General features: G+C 44.8%; 17 protein-coding genes and 2 pseudogenes. 9 read left to right on the plus strand and 10 right to left on the minus strand.

Annotation, left to right across the window (positions count from 1 at the left end; all coding sequences use genetic code 11):
* The 3 genes and pseudogenes from MHN09_RS16770 to MHN09_RS16780 all read left to right on the plus strand — a co-directional run bounded on the left by MHN09_RS16770 (window position 1) and on the right by MHN09_RS16780 (window position 2,146).
* Window positions 1-1,275: pseudogene (locus MHN09_RS16770) on the plus strand (ISL3 family transposase).
* Window positions 1,276-1,388: 113 nt separating this feature from the next.
* Window positions 1,389-1,769, plus strand: coding sequence for a gamma-glutamylcyclotransferase family protein (locus MHN09_RS16775; protein WP_049588753.1), 381 nt, complete (start codon window positions 1,389-1,391; stop codon window positions 1,767-1,769).
* A gap of 11 nt (window positions 1,770-1,780) precedes the next feature.
* A complete protein-coding gene (locus MHN09_RS16780) occupies window positions 1,781-2,146 on the plus strand; it encodes a DUF4870 domain-containing protein (protein WP_014949226.1) in 366 nt (121 codons plus the stop codon).
* Between the two features lie 455 nt (window positions 2,147-2,601).
* On the opposite strand, the gene MHN09_RS16785 is transcribed toward MHN09_RS16780, so the two are convergent.
* From MHN09_RS16785 to MHN09_RS16795, 3 genes are all read right to left on the minus strand, one after another.
* Window positions 2,602-2,877, minus strand: coding sequence for a hypothetical protein (locus tag MHN09_RS16785; RefSeq protein ID WP_014949227.1), 276 nt, complete (start codon window positions 2,875-2,877; stop codon window positions 2,602-2,604).
* 218 nt (window positions 2,878-3,095) lie between these two features.
* On the minus strand, window positions 3,096-3,860 hold the full coding sequence (locus tag MHN09_RS16790) for a glucose 1-dehydrogenase (protein ID WP_014949228.1): 765 nt from the start codon (window positions 3,858-3,860) through the stop codon (window positions 3,096-3,098).
* 44 nt (window positions 3,861-3,904) lie between these two features.
* Window positions 3,905-4,819 carry a haloalkane dehalogenase gene (locus MHN09_RS16795; RefSeq protein ID WP_014949229.1) on the minus strand — a complete coding sequence of 305 codons (915 nt, stop codon included), beginning with the start codon at window positions 4,817-4,819 and terminating at the stop codon, window positions 3,905-3,907.
* Between the two features lie 245 nt (window positions 4,820-5,064).
* On the opposite strand from MHN09_RS16795, the gene MHN09_RS16800 reads away from it, so the two are divergent.
* From MHN09_RS16800 to MHN09_RS16810, 3 genes are all read left to right on the plus strand, one after another.
* Window positions 5,065-7,188 (plus strand): 3-hydroxyacyl-CoA dehydrogenase NAD-binding domain-containing protein, encoded by a 2,124-nt coding sequence (locus tag MHN09_RS16800; protein ID WP_239241534.1) that lies wholly within the window; start codon window positions 5,065-5,067, stop codon window positions 7,186-7,188.
* 160 nt (window positions 7,189-7,348) lie between these two features.
* Window positions 7,349-8,530, plus strand: coding sequence for an acetyl-CoA C-acyltransferase (locus tag MHN09_RS16805; protein ID WP_239241536.1), 1,182 nt, complete (start codon window positions 7,349-7,351; stop codon window positions 8,528-8,530).
* A 9-nt stretch (window positions 8,531-8,539) separates the two neighbouring features.
* Window positions 8,540-10,339 (plus strand): acyl-CoA dehydrogenase C-terminal domain-containing protein, encoded by a 1,800-nt coding sequence (locus MHN09_RS16810; protein WP_239241537.1) that lies wholly within the window; start codon window positions 8,540-8,542, stop codon window positions 10,337-10,339.
* A gap of 379 nt (window positions 10,340-10,718) precedes the next feature.
* On the opposite strand, the gene MHN09_RS16815 is transcribed toward MHN09_RS16810, so the two are convergent.
* From MHN09_RS16815 to MHN09_RS16835, 5 genes are all read right to left on the minus strand, one after another.
* Window positions 10,719-11,117 (minus strand): DUF3718 domain-containing protein, encoded by a 399-nt coding sequence (locus tag MHN09_RS16815; protein WP_014949234.1) that lies wholly within the window; start codon window positions 11,115-11,117, stop codon window positions 10,719-10,721.
* 298 nt (window positions 11,118-11,415) lie between these two features.
* Window positions 11,416-11,814, minus strand: coding sequence for a DUF3718 domain-containing protein (locus MHN09_RS16820; protein WP_014949235.1), 399 nt, complete (start codon window positions 11,812-11,814; stop codon window positions 11,416-11,418).
* Between the two features lie 332 nt (window positions 11,815-12,146).
* A complete protein-coding gene (locus MHN09_RS16825; RefSeq protein WP_239241539.1) occupies window positions 12,147-12,416 on the minus strand; it encodes a sugar-binding domain-containing protein in 270 nt (89 codons plus the stop codon).
* Window positions 12,417-12,632: 216 nt separating this feature from the next.
* Window positions 12,633-13,025 carry a DUF3718 domain-containing protein gene (locus MHN09_RS16830; RefSeq protein ID WP_014949240.1) on the minus strand — a complete coding sequence of 131 codons (393 nt, stop codon included), beginning with the start codon at window positions 13,023-13,025 and terminating at the stop codon, window positions 12,633-12,635.
* Between the two features lie 163 nt (window positions 13,026-13,188).
* Window positions 13,189-14,091, minus strand: a complete 903-nt coding sequence (locus MHN09_RS16835; RefSeq protein WP_014949246.1) for a LysR family transcriptional regulator — start codon at window positions 14,089-14,091, stop codon at window positions 13,189-13,191.
* A gap of 231 nt (window positions 14,092-14,322) precedes the next feature.
* On the opposite strand from MHN09_RS16835, the gene MHN09_RS16840 reads away from it, so the two are divergent.
* Window positions 14,323-14,772, plus strand: a complete 450-nt coding sequence (locus tag MHN09_RS16840) for a MaoC family dehydratase (RefSeq protein ID WP_049586644.1) — start codon at window positions 14,323-14,325, stop codon at window positions 14,770-14,772.
* Window positions 14,773-15,047: 275 nt separating this feature from the next.
* Here the strand turns inward: MHN09_RS16840 and MHN09_RS16845 are convergent, their stop codons facing one another.
* Window positions 15,048-15,212, minus strand: a complete 165-nt coding sequence (locus MHN09_RS16845) for an entericidin A/B family lipoprotein (protein ID WP_014949248.1) — start codon at window positions 15,210-15,212, stop codon at window positions 15,048-15,050.
* 17 nt (window positions 15,213-15,229) lie between these two features.
* Complete coding sequence (locus MHN09_RS16850) at window positions 15,230-16,216, minus strand: mechanosensitive ion channel family protein (protein ID WP_039229619.1); 987 nt, start codon at window positions 16,214-16,216, stop codon at window positions 15,230-15,232.
* A 421-nt stretch (window positions 16,217-16,637) separates the two neighbouring features.
* Between MHN09_RS16850 and MHN09_RS16855 the strand changes: the two are divergent.
* Window positions 16,638-19,343: pseudogene (locus MHN09_RS16855) on the plus strand (TonB-dependent receptor).
* Window positions 19,344-19,532: 189 nt separating this feature from the next.
* On the plus strand, window positions 19,533-19,835 hold the full coding sequence (locus tag MHN09_RS16860) for a 4a-hydroxytetrahydrobiopterin dehydratase (protein ID WP_014949251.1): 303 nt from the start codon (window positions 19,533-19,535) through the stop codon (window positions 19,833-19,835).
* Window positions 19,836-19,947: the final 112 nt, after the last annotated feature.

Below are 19,947 nucleotides of genomic sequence, written 5' to 3' on the forward strand. Positions count from 1 at the left end.
ATTAATTCGTTAAGCCTTCCTGGGTACCAGTTGGTGGATTCTGATGAGCAGAATGAAGACATACATTTTCGGCTTGAAGCACCTACACCAGTAGCCTGCTAGGGGTGCGGCGTGCAGGGTGAGTTCGTGCGGTTCGGCAAGCGTGATGTTCCCTATCGTGACCTGCCCATCCACGGCAAGCGGGTCACCCTCTGGGTAGTTCGTCGCCGGTACACCTGCCGGGCCTGCAAGACCACCTTCAGGCCCCAGCTACCGGAGATGGTGGACGGCTTCCGCATGACGCTGCGGTTGCATGAGTACGTGGAGAAGGAAGCCTTCAATCACCCCTACGCCTACGTGGCTGATACCACGGGCCTGGACGAGAAGACGGTACGCGACATTTTCAACGCCCGCGCCGAATTCCTGGGGCGCTGGCACCGCTTCGAGACGCCCCGCATTCTCGGCATTGACGAGTTGTACCTGAACAAGCGCTACCGCTGCATCCTGACCAACATCGAGGAGAGGACCCTGCTCGACCTGCTGGCCACCCGCCGTCAGGACGTGGTGACCAACTACCTGATGAAGATGAAAGACCGGCAGAAGGTCAAGATCGTCAGCATGGACATGTGGAATCCCTACCGAGCAGCGGTCAAGGCGGTGCTGCCACAGGCCCGCATCGTGGTCGATAAGTTCCATGTGGTGCGCATGGCCAACGATGCCCTGGAGAAGGTGCGCAAGGGCCTCAGGAAGGAGCTGATGCCCTCCCAGAGCCGAACCCTCAAGGGTGACCGGAAAATCCTGCTGAAACGCGCTCACGAAGTCTCAAACCGGGAACGCCTCATCATGGAGACCTGGACCGGCGCATTCCCACAACTGCTGGCCGCCTACGAGCACAAGGAACGTTTCTACGGCATCTGGGACGCTACCACACGGCCCCAGGCAGAAGCCGCCCTGGACGAGTGGATAGCCACCATCCCGAAGGGCCAGAAGGAAGTCTGGAGCGATCTGGTCAGGGCTGTAGGCAACTGGCGCGAAGAGATCATGACCTACTTCGAGACGGACATGCCCGTCACCAACGCTTACACGGAGTCCATCAACCGACTGGCCAAGGACAAGAACCGTGAAGGACGTGGTTACTCCTTCGAGGTGATGCGGGCACGAATGCTCTACACCACGAAGCACAAGAAGAAGGCCCCGACCGCGAAGGTCTCTCCGTTCTACAAGAAAACCATCGGTTACGGACTGCCGGACTTCGCAGAGGAACTCAACTACGGGGTCGATCTATCAACCATCTGATAATGGTGTCAGGTTGGTGGGGTAAAGGTGCCCCATCAACCATTAAATCCGTATACCCTTTTTAAATTTACCTCAACACCTGACGAAAAGTTTTTTAATAATGGGTCAAAGTAATGCAAAACAATGACAATGTAACGTCTGCTACACCTGATTTAGAAAGGTTGTTTATTTACGGAAGCCTTGCTCCTAATTGTCCAAATCACCATATCGTCGCTCATATTGGTGGCCAGTGGCAGTCTGGTACGGTAGAAGGGCACTTAGTTCAACAAGGGTGGGGAGCAGTTATGGGGTTTCCAGGAATTGTTATTTCTGATCTAACTAAAGCAAAAGAAGAGGTGAAGGGCATGATGCTAACGTCTTCTCAACTTGCCGAAAACTGGACCATGCTGGATGAGTTTGAAAGTGAGCAATATGAGCGGGTCATAGTTCCTGTTAAGCTTGATGCCGGTCACACTGAAAACGCCTATATTTATCAAATCAAACCAACGCAATAAAAAGGACCATTATGTCAACGGAAGAACCACTCTACTGGGGCTTGAACGCTCGAAGCTACTGTACACTCATTCATGTTTCTCAGTTATCCAGTTTCATTATACCTGGCTTAGGTATCATATTGCCTATCGTGCTATGGATTGCTCACAAAGATCAAAACGAAGACATCAATCAGCACGGCAGGGTGACAGCGAATTGGTTAATAAGCTTGCTCATTTACTCTGTTATTTGTTTTGTCTTGACGCTGATTATCATAGGAGCGCTAGGCTTCATCGCTCTTGGATTGATGAACATCGTCTTTGCTATTGTGGCAGCAGTCAAAGCGAACAAAGGGGAGTTGTGGGTGTATCCGCTAAGCTTTGAGTTTTTTAAACGTTAACCTAAAGAATCCTACGTCACGTCTAGCAAGAAAAACTGCGACCTAAGATCGCTTTCGAAGGGCGTTTCCATGTTGAAACGCCTTCGTGCTTATCCCATTGCAGATACTGCAATTGCCAGCGTGAACAATAACGCGATGTGTTTTGGTTTTAAAAGCATGTTCACCTCTTTCCTGTGACTTCTTCTACCTGTGGTAATCTTGAAGATAGTTTTCAAATAGGTGTCGCGCTATTCACAATTAATATAATTAACTCATATGTCGCTAATGTCATTACGAGGGCGTTGCTTTTTCAAAAGCGCTATGTCGTCGGTTAGCACTTATCTATGCGGATTGGTATAAATATTTGATTCGTAGAATACTATTGCTGCGTGTGCGATAGAGTAAAAAAGAATAGTAAACGCAAAGAATGGCTTTAAATAAAAGATTAACCTGATAGACGAGTACTCGCCTAAAAATTACTTAGCGCTGAAGCGGTGACTTGGCAGTGCGCTATGAATAAGGTATTGGCTTTTGGATTGTTTGGTGGTTTGAAGCGAAACATCAGTACCGCGCTTTACTGTGCTTAGTGCTAGCGGTTTATTTTGACGTTGCTTCTTTAATAGTTGGGAAGAAGGCACTTCCTTCATATTTACAAGCGTAGATTGGGCTTCTTGCGCAATACTAACGTTAATCAACGAATAGGTTATACAAAGTGTAGTAGCTAAAAAAATGTTTTTACTTGGCTTTTTCATCACATTTTTCTCTTTTTGTTCAACTTAATCGCTAAATAAAATTATTGGGTTTTACTTGATGGGGGTCGATTGCAGAGGCGGTTGCACTCGCCTCATTCATCGATTTTGTTTGTTCCTCTTCATTACACCTAAAGTAGAACGAAAGAGAAACATGATGAGTCATACAAAGGTATGTCAAAAAATACCTTTGCATGTATTTCGAAACTGCGAGATAAAAATTACCACGCTGTAACACCACCATCTACTGCTATGGTTTGCCCGTTCATGTAAGAGTTGCCAGGGGAAAGCATCAGCATCATGGTGTTAACGATTTCTTGCGGTTCGCCTAGACGTTTCATAGGACTTCCCATGCCTAGTTGCTCGCGCGCTTCAGGGGTGTTGTACCCGTCTACGTTCAAAATATTGGTAGGACTATAGAATGGGCAAATTGCATTAACGCGAACATTCTTTCGGCCGTATTCCACCGCGGCTGTGCGGGTTATCCCCGAAACCGCGTGTTTTGCTGCAGCATAAGCACCGCCTTTAGGGGCTCCACCTAGTCCTGCAAGTGAGCTTACATTTAAAACGTGCCCTTGCTTTTGTGCAAGCATAACGGGTATTTGGTACTTCATTCCAAACATAACGCCTTTTACATTCACAGCGAACTGCGAGTCCATGATTTCCTCTGTCATTTGATGAATTGGTGCAGGGTTATGCGCTATGCCTGCATTATTTACGGCTATATCCAGTTTGCCAAAGGTTTCAATGGCTGTTTCAACCAGCGCCTTATTTAGCGACTCGCTAGCAATATTACCCGCTAGCACCACGACATCAGTGAGTGCTTTTACATCCTTTTTCGTTTCCTCAAGGGCGGTTTCGTTAATGTCTGAAAGAACGAGTTTTGCTCCTCGGTTGGCAAGACCTAGCGATAACAAGCGGCCAAAGCCACTGCCTGCGCCGGTAATTAATACAACTTGCCCTGAAAAGTCGAGTAGAGCATCCATGGTAATCTCCTATTGGTAACTGTTTAATGTTTTTTGAAACGTGGCTATTTCAGCTGCGTTTGGTTTATAAATTGAATGAGTAATTTGGCTAGCATTTCCCCTTGGTCTTCCTGGATAAAGTGACCACCGTTTTCTACAAGGGTATGAGCCATGCCGCTGCTGCCAGGAATGAGCTTTTGAAATACCTTATCGCCACCTTTAGTGACAGGGTCGCTATCACCGAAAGCCGTAACAAAAGGTTTGTTATATTGCTTTAGCTTTTCCCATGCCTGTCTATTCGCCTGTGCCTCAGCATTGTCTGGGCTTGTAGGAACAAGAATAGGGAACATACGTGCACCTGCTTTAAAGCTTTCGTCTGGAAAAGGGGCGTCGTAAGCAGCAAGCGTCGCCTCATCTAGAACAGTGGTTGTGGCGTTTTGAATGATCGTAGATGTGGGAAATACGGCGACATCCTGTGAGAATCGGCGCCATTTGATGAAAGCATCACTTGGCGGGTGGTCGCCAGTGGGCAAACCGGTATTAGACACCATTACACCCGAAAAACGCTCAGGCATATCGGCGACAAGTCGCAGGCCTAGTAGACCTCCCCAGTCTTGACAAAATAGTGTAACGGGGCCTTTAGTAGCCTGTGAAAACCAGTCTTTTAGCCATATCACATGACGAGCGTAGGAGTAGTCCTCCTTTCTTACTGGTTTATCTGAGCGCCCAAAACCAATGAGATCCGGCGCGATGACATTGAATCCCGCATCAGCCAATATAGGCATCATCTTGCGGTATAAATAAGCCCACGTCGGTTCGCCGTGTATTAATAGCACGGTATGTCCATCTTTCGGTCCACATTGATAATGGGCCATTGTTATTTCACTGCTTACCGTGTCTGTTACTTCAGTGAAACAGGGGGAGTAGGGAAAGTCAGTGATCGTGTCGAAGGCGCTTTCCGGTGTTTTAAGCACTTGCATAGCCAATCATCCTTTTGTAAATAAAATGTAATTACAAGTGTTGCCTGATTAACAAAAACACCGGTTTTATTTTCTGTCAAATAAACCTTAGGCAAGGTAGGACAGGCTCTGCGCAGAGAAATGAATTCACAAAGGGGCTGGCGGTCAATATTAAATATTATGATAAATGTCTATAACACCAATAAACTTGGATGATTGACAACACTGCAATAACATCCAGTTAACGTGATAAACAGGACATGGTTATGACTGAGATGGAAAATAAAGCCGTAGATTATGCAGTACAACAGGGTGTTGCCACGCTGACAATGCAAAGTGCGCCCGTTAATGCGCTGTCACGCGCTATCAGAGTAGGGTTGATAGAAGGCATAAACAATGCACTAGATGACGACAGCGTAAGTGCCATTGTTATTACTTCTTCACTACCTATTTTTTCGGGGGGAGCTGACATCAGCGAATTCTCTGGTGGCGATTTGTCTCCCATGCTGCCTGAGGTACTAGACAAGATTGAAAATGCGTCTAAGCCGGTTGTTGCTGTTCTCCCTGGACCAGCATTCGGCGGTGGCTTAGAAGTGGCGTTAGCTTGCCATCATCGCATCACCTTTGCCGACAATAAGGTGGGTCTTCCAGAGGTAAATCTAGGCATATTACCGGGCGCAGGCGGTACTCAGCGCCTTCCTCGTTTAGCCGACGCACAAACATCGTTAGAAATGATCGTAACAGGCAAGCCTACGTCGGTGGTCAAACTTCCAGGTGTCTTCGACAAAATTTCTGATAAGCCTGAGCATTTACTTGAAGATACAAAAGCGTATTTACAAGCATTAACGCCAGATAAAGCGATTAAACGCACCAGTGATATCACGCTGTCCATGTCTGACGAAACGCAGGCGGTGTTTGATGCAGTAACTGCACAAACTAAAAAAGCGACTCGTGGTTTCTTTGCTCCATTAAAATGTATCGAAGCGGTACGCGGCGCTTACACGCTTGCTTTTGAAGATGGCCTTAAAAATGAAGGCAAGCTTTTCATGGAGTGTATGAATACGCCACAGGCACGTGCCCAGCAGCATTTCTTTTTTGCTGAACGCGCAGCAGGTCATGTGAGCGATTTCGACAAAAATACTCCTGAGCGCAACATTGATAAAGTTGCGATTATCGGCGCCGGAACAATGGGCGGTGGTATCGCTATGAACTTCGCCAATGCCGGCATTCCAGTCACAATGCTTGAGCTCAAAGAAGAAGCGCTAGAGAAGGGATTAGCGCTTATTAGAAAGAACTACGAAAACTCAGCGAAAAAAGGCAAGTTAACCCAAGAGCAGGTAGAGAGCCGCATGGCACTGCTTTCAGGTACTACGTCGTATGACGACTTAGCTGATGTTGATCTCGTCATCGAAGCCGTTTTCGAGAAGATGGAAGTAAAGAAAACCGTATTCTCGACGCTGGATAAAGTGTGTAAGCCAGGCGCCATTTTGGCTTCAAATACGTCAACACTGGATATAGACGAAATAGCGACAGCCACATCCCGTCCTGAAGATGTAATTGGTCTTCACTTCTTCTCGCCAGCGAATGTGATGAGACTGCTAGAAGTGGTTAAAGCAGAGAAGACATCTGCTGAAGTCATTAAAACCTGCATGAAGATGGCTAAACGCATCAAGAAAGTAGCGGTGTTGGTAGGCGTTTGCTTCGGATTCGTAGGTAACCGCATGATTGAGCCTTACGGCCGTGAAGCTAACCGCTTACTGCTTGAAGGAGCAACACCTGAGCAAGTTGATCGTGTTTTAACCGAGTTTGGCATGCCAATGGGGCCGTTCACTATGGGTGATATGGCTGGATTAGATATTGGTTACTATGTACGACAGTCTCGACAAGAGCACATTGCACACGACCCCGCTTACGGTGCAGTGGCAGATCGCTTGGTAGAAAAGGGGCGCAACGGACTCAAAACCGGACGCGGAGCTTACAACTATGAACCTGGGAGTCGAGTTCCTGTCCCAGATCCAGAAGTACTAGAAATTGCCAAGCAAGAAGCAGAACGTTTAGGCGTGGTTCAGCGTTCAGACATTAGCGATGAGGAAATTCTAGTACGCGTCATGTACTCATTGATCAACGAAGGTGCTGCCATCTTAGAAGAAGGCATTGCAGCTAAATCTAGCGATATCGATGTGATTTATGTTTACGGTTATGGCTTCCCTGTGTATCGCGGCGGCCCTATGCAATATGCCGACGAAGTAGGGCTAGGCACTATTTTAGATAAGCTGACTACCTATCGTGATCAATTGGGTGATTACGGAAAGATGTGGCTTGAACCAAGTGATTTGTTGGTGAAATTGGCCCAAAGCGGCGGCACGTTTAAAAGCTATAAAGCGAAGTAGATAAAGCTCTCGTTAGCGAGAGTTAATCGACGGTGAGAGCTAGCGCTAGCTCTCGTTTCCCGACATCCGAATTTGGTAAAGCTAGGTAACTTCGAGAGGAAGCACGTAGGCCTAGCTAAACTTTGGCTGAACTTTCAGCCCAACTGAAAGGAATATGAAAATGCGCGATGCAGTTATCGTAAGTACAGCACGTACGCCAATCGGGCGCGCTTATAAAGGTGCACTGAACAATTTACCAGCCCCTTCATTAGGTGGCCATGCTATTCAAAACGCAGTAGCACGCGCAGGGATCGACCCTGCCAGTGTTGATGACGTGGTAATGGGTGCAGCGCTAACCCAAGGCAGTGGCGGCATGAATATTGGCCGCTTGGCTGGTTTAGCGGGTGGTTTACCGGTCACCGTAGCGGGTATGACACTCGACCGCCAATGTAGTTCTGGCATGTATGCCATTGCTACCGCAGCGAATTCAATTCGTACGGGCGATACCAACATAATGGTTGCGGGTGGCTTAGATTCTATCTCTTTAGTGCAAAACAAAAATATGAATATGTTTCGTGCAGTAGACCCTGCACTGGTTGCTAAGCACAAAGATATTTATATGCCAATGCTTCAAACTGCAGAAGTGGTGGGTAAGCGCTACAACATTAGCCGTGACGTACAAGACGAATACGGTTACCAAAGCCAAATGCGCACAGCAGCGGCTCAAGAAGCGGGCAAGTTTGATGATGAGATTGTACCTATCACAGCAACGCAAGCCTTATTTAATAAAGAAACAGGTGAAACCTCTGAGCGTGAAGTGACCTTGTCAAAAGACGAAGGAAATCGCCCAGAAACAACGCTAGAGGGGCTTAAAGCGCTTAACCCAGTGATAGAAGGTGGTTGTATTACCGCAGGTAATGCAAGCCAGCTTTCTGATGGAGCCAGCGCGACAGTGATTATGGATGAGCACTCAGCGGCAAAAGGCAATGCTAAACCTCTTGGTATTTATCGCGGTATTGCAGTGGCAGGCTGTGAGCCAGATGAAATGGGAATTGGCCCAGTGTTCGCCATTCCTAAGCTATTAAAGCAGCATGGATTAACCATGGACGATATCGGTCTATGGGAGCTTAATGAAGCGTTTGCAGTACAGGTACTGTATTGCCGCGATAAGTTAGGCATTCCAGACGAATTATTAAACGTAAACGGCGGTGCCATTTCTATTGGTCACCCATACGGCATGAGCGGTGCTCGCATGGTGGGTCATGCACTCATCGAAGGTAAACGACGCGGTGCGAAATATGTTGTTTGCACCATGTGTATCGGTGGCGGCATGGGCGCTGCTGGTCTATTTGAAGTAATATAGGTATTGGGTATGGAAGGTTATAAAGCTCCACAACGTGACGCCATGTTTGTAACACATGAGCTACTAAATTATCAAAATCACTATCAAAAGCTAGGTTTCGACGAAGCATCAGAAGACTTGGTGTCAGCGATTTTCGCTGAAGCTGCAAAGTTTTCAGAGAACGTACTGGCGCCCATCAATGCATCAGGTGATGAAGAAGGGTGTAAGTGGGTTGATGGTGAAGTAACAACGCCTAAAGGTTTTAAAGAAGCTTATCAAACGTATGTTGAGGGCGGATGGCCAGGAATGTCTCACCCTGAGGAATTTGGCGGTCAGGCACTACCATATTCATTGTCATCTATCATTGCTGAGTGGTTCTCAGGCGCAAACCATTCTTGGGCGATGTACCCAGGTCTAAGCCAGGGCTGTATGGCAACAATAAAAGCCCATGGCTCTGAATTGCTACAAAAAATGTTCCTTGAAAAACTGGTTAGCGGTGAGTGGACAGGTACTATGTGTTTGACCGAGGCACACTGCGGTTCAGACCTTGGCATGTTGAAATGTCGCGCGGAACCTCAAGAAGATGGTACCTACAGCTTAACAGGAACGAAGATTTTTATTTCGGCAGGTGAACACGACTTGTCTGAAAATATCGTACACATTGTGTTAGCTCGATTGCCAGATGCGCCAGAGGGTACCAAAGGTATTTCTTTGTTCGTTGTGCCTAAATTCAATGTCTCTGAAGACGGTGAAAAGCAAGACCGCAATGCGGTAAGCTGCGGAAGCATAGAACATAAAATGGGTATCAAAGCCAGCGCAACCTGCGTGATCAACTTCGATGGCGCAAAAGGTTATTTGATTGGGCCACCAAACCGCGGCCTAAACTGCATGTTTACGTTCATGAATACCGCACGTATTGGCACTGGTCTTGAAGGCTTGGCATCATCTGAAGCAGCATTCCAAGGTGCGCTTCGCTATGCAAAAGACCGCATTCAGTTCCGTTCATTAACAGGGCGTAAAAATCCTGATGGCCCAGCTGATCCTATTATTGTGCACCCTGATGTACGTCGTATGCTGTTAACGCAGAAAGCGTTCGCGGAAGGCAACCGAGCGCTTGCCGCTTACTGTATGCAGTTAGTTGACGTTACTTTGTATGGTAGCGACGAGGCTGAGAAGCAACTTGCGGATGCAAAACTTGCATTCTTAACGCCTATCGTAAAAGCCTTTTTAACTGAAACCGCGCAAGAAGCCACGAGTTACGGTATGCAGGTTTATGGCGGCCACGGCTTTATCAAAGAATGGGGCATGGAGCAGCTAGCTCGTGATACCCGTATCTGCACCATGTATGAAGGTACTACCGGTATTCAAGCCGTTGACCTATTAGGTCGTAAAGTAATGGGCTCTAATGGCGAATTGCTTAATGTGTTTGTTCAAGAAGTGCGCGACTACTGTAATTCATTGCGTGACAACGCTCAGTTTAGTGCTTGGACTAACGCGCTAAACTCTCACCTTGACGAGTGGCAGCAGATTACTATGGACATCGGTAAGGCAGCAGCATCGAACCCAGATGAAATTGGTGCAGCGTCTGTCGATTACTTAATGTATTCAGGTTACGTTACCGTTGCTTACTTCTGGCTAAAAATGGCAGTGAAAGCACAAGAACAGCTTGATGCAGGCAGCACCGAAACCGAGTTTTATAAGAGTAAAATCTTAACAACGGGCTTCTACTTTGACCGTTTGTTAACCCGTACTCGCTCACTGGTTTCTGCTATGCAATCAGGTGCAGACAACTTAATGTCTATGCCAGAGAGTATGTTCGCTATCGAGTAACGACATAAAAGTAATACACGTGCGCTACTAAAAGACGTACGAAAGGCCGAGAAAATAATGTAGCCGAGAAAATGATTTAACCTAGTCATCATTGGATACGTTATTTTGCTCGGCCTTTTTGTTTCTTAAAAACAACATAGAGGAAGTGAGCACAGTGGTTGTGTCAAAGTACGTGAATGTTGAGGGAGCCAGCCTTCATTATTTATCCCGAACGCGTCGCACTGGTTACACAGGGAAAAACCTGAATGGGTACAAAAAGAAGTGATAAATTTTATAGGGTTCTAGAAAGGGGTGAGGCCCCTAAAAGGGGCCTCCAGTGCGGCGTCCTGCCGCTACCATGTTGAATCGTTACATCACATGGTGTGATTAATTAGTTATATTAGATTCTGCCGTTAAGCTCTGTTGAAATAGGAGAGCTTTGAAGACCTTGTTCAGCAATCCACGCTTGAAGTGTCTTACCGTCTGACTCAGGCTCTGCTAAGTCTTTGCTTGGCATTTTCTTAACCAGTAGAGTACCTACTTCAACCGCATTGCTAGTAAGAGCAGTGCGAATTAGGCTTTGGCCGTTACAAGAAATGCCAGAGTAGTAATCGCGAAGCTTAAGTTTGTAGTCCGATTGAACGCTACGCATTTTCTTACGTAGTTCGCCCTTGTCATCTGCTTGAACAATTGTGCAAATGTTTGCAAGTGCTTCGTTGATGTCATTAGCCTGAGCTGCGTTAGAAAAAGCTAAAGTTGATGCTGCAATTACTAGAGAAGTTTTAACGATTTTCAACATGGTTAAATTCCTTCGGTTGTTGTTATTAAGATTGTGTTCGTTCGTTGAGATGCATTAAACCCGAATCTAACTATTTGAAAAACATGTTGTAAAATAACATGGTATGTCAAACCATACCTAAAGGGGGGGCTTGCGTTACGAGCTCACGCATACGGCAGCTTGATTACCTAAGTCACTGGGTTGAAGAACGTGAAAATTTAAAGAGACAGAAAGTAAAAAGGCCCCGTAGCGGGGCCTTTCATTGCAGCTGACGCTGCAACCATGTTGAATCGACTCACATGGCTATGTGAATTAGTGCTTAGATTCTATCGTTAAGCTCAGCAGAAATTGGCGAGCTCTGTAAGCCTTGCTCTGCTATCCACGCTTGAAGTGTTTTGCCGTCTGATTCGGGCTCAGAAAGGTCTTTGCTTGGCATTTTCTTAACAAGCAGTGTACCTACCTCAACTGCGTTGTTCGTTAAGGCCGTGCGGATAAGGCTTTGACCACCGCATGAAACACCTGAGTAATAATCACGTAACTTTAATTTGAAGTCAGACTGTACGCGACGCATCTTCTTACGCAATTCGCCTTTGTCGTCAGCCTGAACAATAGTACAGATGTTTGCTAGTGCCTCGTTTACGTCATTTGCTTGTGCTGCGTTTGAAAAAGCTAATGTTGATGCTGCGATGACTAGAGAAGTTTTAACGATTTTCAACATGGTTAAATTTCCTTCGTTATATTTGTTTAATTAATCGGTTTGTCTGTTCGGGATTAATTAAAAAACAATCAGGTCGAATGAAAAACATTCATTCAAATAACAAGGTATATCGAATAATACGTTAGACTAAAGATGTAAGAGGTATGAAATGCGTTGTAGCCTTTAGTATTAAAGGGCGCAGGCAAACTTAGTTGAATTGCAATTGCAGATCAATAAATAGTCAAATAAAGTGCAAAAAAACAACGTTAATGCTGTTTTTTTGCTTTTTGTTGAAGTTAATGCGTATTAAAAATGTACGCAATAGGCATTGTATTAATAAGAAAAGAACGAAATTAAGAAGTAAGCAGTGCTGAGGCAGTACGTTCTGTCGTGATGAGCCCATTGAGCAATTTCGATCGCAGAGCGCCTCTTATAGCGTGCAGTTTGTTGTCGCCCGCTGCAACACCCACTACAGGCTTTTCTGGCATTGCTTTCAACTTAAAGCTCGTTACTCTCTCGTTAATATCGCAACTAATCAGCGCACCTTCTTCATTAAAGATCCAGCTTATGATGTGGAGAACGTTCAAACGGGTATTGTTCACATTGATGTTGGTGGTTTTCATCGGGCATATGAAGCCATGTAAGTAGACAGAATAACGCCTGCATCCACAAATGACGATATCGCAACGTTAAAGGCTCAGGGAGTAGGGGATACTCTTTTTTTTATGCATTGAATTTTATCAACTGATACAAAAGAAAAAAGCGACCCGAGGGTCGCTTTCTAAAGTGCAGATTTCTCTGCAACCATGTTGAACTGGTTCACATGGTGTGAAACTGTTTTATAGGCGGTCGTTGATAACCGCAGCAATTGGGTTATCTTGCAGACCGTTTTCCGCAACCCAAGCTTGAAGTGTTTTTCCATCAGCTTCAGGTGCTTCTAAATCACTTTTTGGCATTTTCTTAACAAGTAACTCGCCAGCTTCTAAAGCATTGTTTAGCAGTGCTGTACGAATTAGGCTGTTACCGCCACAGCTAATTGCTGAGTAGTAGTCTTTAAGTTTCATACGGTAGTCTGATTCGACTGAACGCATTTTCTTACGTAGTTCGCCTTTATCGTCCGCTTGAACGATAGTGCAAATATTCGCTAGTGCTTCGTTAACATCAGCCTGTGCTACGCCCGACACACCTAATGTCGCTGCGATAACAAGAGAAGTTTTAACAATTTTCAACATGGTTAATTCCTCAAGTACTTCTATAGATTGTTTATTTGTTCGGGAGGATTAAACGACAAAAATGAAATCTTGAAAACGTTCTAAGCGATACTTAAGTATGTGGTTTTATAAGTTTATGGAGACAAAAAAGCGCCCATAACGAGCGCTGTTTGGAGAAGTGGCGTTAGTGAGGTTTATAGTTGCTCGCTACTTCCATTATTTGTTCACGCATCCACATATGAGCGTGATCATGGTCGGCGCTTACGTGCCAATAAAGGAAATACTCTACAGGCGGTAAATCAAAAGGAACCTCGTACAACGCAAGATCGTAATGTTTAGCAAGGTGATACGGCAGGCACGCGATTAGGTCTGTCTTTACTATCGTACTTGGAACGGTTAAAAAATGTTGACCTCGCATAACTTCCTTGCGTCTTTTGCCCATTTTATCTAACGCAATATCTATTGGACCCACACCAGATTTACGCTGTGACACATTAATATGGCCTAATCGTAGAAAGGTATCTAAGTTAAGCCCGTTTTTAAGCGCAGGATGATTTTTACGTGCTAACACAACAAGTCTGTCTTGGGCGATTTTTTCTTTACACAAATGAGGGTCTGTAAATGTCGATGCATCTGAGTAAAAATCCAACGTGCCCGATGCCATCGCCGAAACAACTTGGCTTCTAGGAATCTCGTAATTGGTCAACCCAATATTTGGCGCCAAATTCTGCAAACGTGAAATGAGTCGAGGCATAATGCTTACTTCAAGCAAATCACGGCTGGCAAAGTTAAAGGACTTCTCGGCTGTGAGAGGGTCGAATGTATGACTTTCTTGCACGCTTCTGCGTAGTAAGGCTAAAGCTTGTCGAGCTGGAACAATAATATTTTGCGCTACGGGGGTAGGCGTCATACTGTGGCCAGTACGAACGAACAGCGGGTCGTTAAGCATTTCTCTTAGCCTTGCTAAAGAGTTACTTACCGCTGGTTGAGTAATGCATAAGACATCTGCTGCCTTGGTTAAGCTTCCTGCCGTGTAAATGGCGTCGAATACTGCAAAAAGGTTCAAATCGATTCTATTGAGATTCATAACTAATCCTTTAAGAGCGAGTGCCCTGAAAAAAGCCAATAGATGAAGAGGCGCTAGTTTGTATCACGGTGCGTTTAATAGAAAACTGTGATCCAATGCTACATAGCATCTACGAATAATTTACGTTAGTGTAACAAGAATATTTATAAATACCTATTATTAAAAGTTAATTGAAACATTCAAGGTAATAATAGTAGTTTTATCGTCAATAAATGGAGATTGGACTGAAAAATGAAAACACTTTTAGACTTAGCAGTGGGAGATACCCTTGAACAACCTGAATGGCTGGCGGTTACGCAGGACATGATCAATCAGTTTGCAGACGCCACGGGCGATCACCAGTGGATACATTTAGATGCTGCGCGCTGTGAAAAAGAAAGTCCCTTTAAAACAACAATTGCGCACGGCTTCTTGACTGCCAGTCTCATGCCTAAAGCATTCGCTGAAGTGATTGCGCCAGACGAACGTATCGCGTCTATGATTAATTATGGCATTGATAAGTTACGTTTTCTTGAACCAGTAAAAAGTAATGATGCCGTTAAATACCGATTCAAACTTGTCGAAATCACTGAAAAGGCGCAAGGGAAGCTTTATAAAGTAGAGGCAAGTTGCTTACTTAAATCGAATGGGAACCCTGCGCTAATAGGTGGCTTTCTCATGCTCGCGGTGCTTAAGCCTTGATAGATTGTTGTTGTACGCGGTAAAAGTGGCTGTATAGACTAGTACGGCATATTGCCAAATGCGTATTTCGATGCGTGTACTACGTCGTTGTCTAGTTGATATGTCGCACCGTGTATTGCAGAATCATAATGCCACAAAATAAAAAAAGCCTGAGATGCTGGCGTTGGTTGACCTTTGATATATAGCAAAAGTCAACAGGGTCAAGTTTAGCAATCGTCAGGCTTTTACCTACACGGTCGTACTTTATCGGCAAGACCTATGTCGACAGAAACTAGTTAGTTAGACGCTTCCTCGGCACCTTCTTCAATGGCTTCTCCAGCACTTTGAATATCTTTACCGGCCCCTTCAACTGTTGCACAACCGCCTAAACTCCCAAAACTGGCTGCGAGTATAAGTACTAAAAAAGCGTGTTTAAGTGTTTTTGAATTTAACATTTCCATTTGCATCTCCGTTAGTTTCATTCTTCTGCGGGTTGCTCAGGGTTATCACCCGCTTTCACATCAGACTGCTCAGTTGATGAATTTGTATTACCTTTACTTGGACTTCTCTCATCCTGCTTTTTAAGCATGCTATTAAGCTTATCTCCCCCTTTGGCATTGAAATCCAATGTTCTGATAGGGAAAGGAATAAGAATATCGTTTTCTTCTAATACCGTTTTTACTGTACTGATCGCGTCGTGGCGTACGACCATAAATCCAGGCTCTCCTGGATATCGAATCCAAAACCACAGTAATAGGTTGATACTTGAATCGCCAAAAGACTCTGCGTAAACCGCGGTCTCTTCTTTTTTGATGACATAATCTTTTTCATTCATAGCATCCGTAATAACTTTAGCGGCTTCTTCTATATCATCAGCGTAAGAAATACCTACAGGGACCTCTATTCTTCGATAACCAAGATATGAATAATTGGTCAATATATTTCGGAAAAGTATCTTGTTGGGTATAACTTCAAGTTGGCCATAAAAGGTTTCAACTAAGGTGTTTCTAAGGTTTATTTCCTTCACGTTACCAAATACACCTTCTGCCTCAATGACGTCGCCAATCTCAAAGGGTTTTCGAATTCCCATGGCCACACCGGCAATGAAGTTTTCCGTCATGTCCTGAAACGCAAAACCAATGGCCAACCCGACAATACCTGCGCCTGCAAGTAAAGAGGTAACAGTACCTTTGAGGCCAACAAAGTCTAGCGCAATGAAAATTCCCGCTATTAAAACGATAGATTTGATTATCGAGGTGAGGAGGCTTGCAATTTGTCGAGACTCAAACGTTCTGCGCATAATCTTGCCAGCAACGTTGCCGATCACTTTGGCGATAATGCCAAAGGCTATTGCAATAAAAAATGCGACAACAATATTAGGTAGAAGCGTAATGCCGCCTTCTACCCAAGACTCTAGCTTTTCGCTGAGTAATTTATAGACCTCATCTATTTTTGGAAACTCCATTGACCTCGTGCACCTTCATATAAAGTGTTCCTGATGTTTCAAGAATCATTCCTTTCAAAGAAATCTTGTAACATATTGAAAATTATAGGGTATGGCTGAGTTTTGACGTGTGCGAACAATCTAGCGTAATGAATAAATTTCCCTAATTGGGAAACATATTCCCAATTGAGATGTTGCTAAATTCAGCGGAGAGCCTTCTATTTATCCTAGAGAATATCTGGTCAGACCATGTGTAAAATTAATGTAAATATATTATTTACAATAAATTTACAAGGGTGGGATTCAAGCATAGTATCAATTGCGTAGGTCAATATTTGTTCATGGCCTCAGACAATAACAACACGAAATCGAACAGCCTGTCGCTAGCGGAAAGTGTGGGTAGTAATGCCGGTAGTGATAAGCCCAGATTTGGAATCACACTATGAAATTTAAAACGCGTAAGACAGCAGTGGCGGCAATGGTCGGTACTGCTTTATTTTGCTCTCCTTATATCGCATCAGCCCAAGAAGCAGACGTTGAAAGTGAGCAAGAAGCTAAGAAAGACGTAGAACTCATTTTGGTTACCGGTAGTTTTGTTCGCCGTAGCGAAAACTTCGAATCTCCTTCTCCACTAGCCGTGGTAGATAGCGTGGCTATCGACGCGATTGGCGCAAAGAATATTGCGGATATTACACAAACACTCACTATTAACACGGGTGCTGAAAACAACCCGGATGCATTTACGCAAAACGCAACAGCGGGTACGTCGAATATTAACCTTCGTGGTTTAGGCGTAGCGTCTACTCTGGTTTTACTTAACAATAAGCGTCAGGTCGTTACAGCGCAACCAACGAACGAAGGCCTGAACTTCGTCGATACCAGTTCGCTTGTACCGATGATTGCCATTGATCGTATGGAAGTAGTTAAAGATGGTGCGTCGGCTCTATATGGTTCTGATGCCGTTGCAGGTGTCGTTAACTTTATCACCAAACGCAATTATGACGGAGCAATGGTAAGCCTTGACTATCAAGATGGTGCGCATGGCGACAACAAAGAATACATTTTACAAGGTTTATGGGGTGCAACCGGAGATAACGGAAGCGTACTAGCGGCGATAAGCTATACCAACCGTTCGCCGCTTTTTCTCAGCGATAGACGACTAAGTCGTCCCCAAGACGATACAAGTGCTCTGGGTAACCCAGGCTCTTTCTTCTTAAATATCCCAGGTGCAGGGGCACTGCCTATTATCGACCCTTACGGATGTGAGGAGTTTGGTGGCGCACCCGATTTACTTGCGCCAAGTGGTACAGTGCCAGGTTTAGAAATTGGTTTTTGCGGTTTTGATTTCGGTAAATTCTATTCATATGTTGCCGATGAGAGCCGAACAAATGCTTATGTACGTGCAGACTACGAGTTCGATAACGATATTACATGGTCGGCTGAATTCAGTTTAGCGAGAAACCGTGCAGAACGTGGTGGAGCACCGAGCTTCCCAATTTTAACCTCTCCAATTGTTCCGGATTACCATCCGCAGAATCCATTTGGTCAGCCTGTTGCTTTCTTCGGCCGCGCTGAAGGTAACGGCTTCCCTGGTGACCCAGCTAATACCGAATCAGATACCTTTCGCTTTAGCACCAGTTTACAAGGTGTGACAGATACTGGGTTCTGGGAAGTAAGCTATACACGTGCGGTTAACGATTTTGTATTTAGGGTTCCTGACGTACTAAATACCGAGTTTCAGCTTGCGCTATACGGTCTAGGTGGCTCTAATTGTGATCCTATCGCAGGAACGCCAGGGGTAGGGGATTGCGAATTCTTCAATCCATTTGCAACGTCTTACACAACGGCACCTAACTCTGATTATGTGGTTAGCTCCTTTACGGGAACCGAAGTGATTGACTCTAAAGCGGACCTTGAAGTTTTCGAAGCGATTACATCGTTTGATGTGTTCGAAATGGGCGGTGGCTTTGCGGCGTTAGCTTTGGGTGTTCAATATCGTGAAAACCAGCTTAGCCAAGATTACGATGATCTTGCTAACCAAGACAGTTTCACATTCGTTATCGGCAACCCTGATATTGATGGTAGCCAGGATGTATGGGCAGCGTTCGGTGAACTTGCATTACCAATAAATGACGAGTTAGATGTTCAACTAGCGGTTCGTTATGAAGATTACGGCGGTACCATTGGAAGTACGGTGGATCCAAAGTTAGCGATATCGTGGCGTGCGACTGATGAGTTTTCACTTCGCGGCTCGATATCTACGTCGTTTAGAGCGCCAACAGTGTTCTTAGCACAAGGTGGCGCAACGTCGTTGCAACAGCTTATTGACCCCGTTCAAGGTGCTACGGCATTTGTGGCTGTTAGAACATCGGGTAATGAAGAGCTAAAACCCGAAGAGTCGACAGCCTATAATATTGGCTTCTCATACGAGCCTTTCAGAGACTTTTCTGTTGAAGTTGATTATTGGAATTTCGAGTTTGAAGACCTAATCATTCAAGAGAACGCGCAGGCGGTACTAAATGAAGACCCGACTAATCCAGACCGCGTTATCCGTGCTGGAGACCCGATGACTGGGCCTGTTCTTCAAGTAAATAACACGTATGTTAACGCGAGTTCTATGGAAACATCGGGTATTGATTTTGTAACCAGTTATAAAATAGAGACAGACTTCGGTAACTTTACACCTACGTTGAATGCGACCTACATCACTAAGTATGACTTGATGGACCCACAGGCAGGAAACATTGATGGTGCTGGACGCCGTAACTTCAATAACATTGGTGTGTCTTCTCCTGAATTGCGCGCGAACTTGGGACTGGCTTGGCAAAACGATATCCATGCAGCCAATATCTTCCTTCGCTATATCTCATCATATGATGATGATTAAAATTGCGCGGACGGTACTGCAAACGTGGGTGGTTGTTCAGGTGGCTTTTACGAAGTGGATAGTCACTTGACGGTAGATGCTCAATACAACATCGACTTAGGCGGCTTATATGATACAGAACAAAGTTATGTGTTGACGTTAGGCGCAATTAACATGTTCGACGAAGAGCCTCCACAGCTATTCACTAACAGCGGGTTTGACTCTAAGGTTCACGATCCACGAGGTCGTCAAATCTATGCGCGCTTAGCTATCGAGTTCTAATCTGTTAATAAGGTAGAAGTATCGCCACCCTTTGACTATAGAAGTTAAAGGGTGGCCTTTTGTAAACCTTAGCCTCCATTCCTCTTTGTGATTTTGTCTCCAATCTCTTCTAATGTTAAACCAATCGATTAAAGTATCCCGTAGTAGGTAAGGTTTTTACGTAATAATCAGTGATTGAAGGAGATAAGAATGGCGACGAAGCTGTCTGATAATGAAATTAACGAAAAATTGAAAGCGCTCAATGAACTGGTTTCCGATGACACACCATGGGAGCAAAGTGGAGACACTATCAAAAAGACGTTTATGTTTAAGAGCTTTATCCGAGCTTTTGGGTGGATGTCTCAAATTGCGATTTGGGCGGAAAAGCTAAAGCATCATCCGGAGTGGTTCAATGTTTATAATAAAGTAGAAGTAACATTGACTACGCACGACGCTGGTGGGCTCACAGAATTAGATTTTTCGTTGGCTGAAAAAATGGAAAAATTTAAATAGCTTGAATCTACGTGTGTAAATAGGAGCTGAAAATCGGTTAATTCGTATTAACTTTGTTCATGTTGGTCAATTAAACCGCTAACAGTCAGAAAAATGAAATATTTCGCATGCT

It is taken from the genome of Alteromonas sp. MmMcT2-5 (genome assembly GCF_022348315.1).
GTDB lineage: Bacteria > Pseudomonadota > Gammaproteobacteria > Enterobacterales > Alteromonadaceae > Alteromonas > Alteromonas macleodii.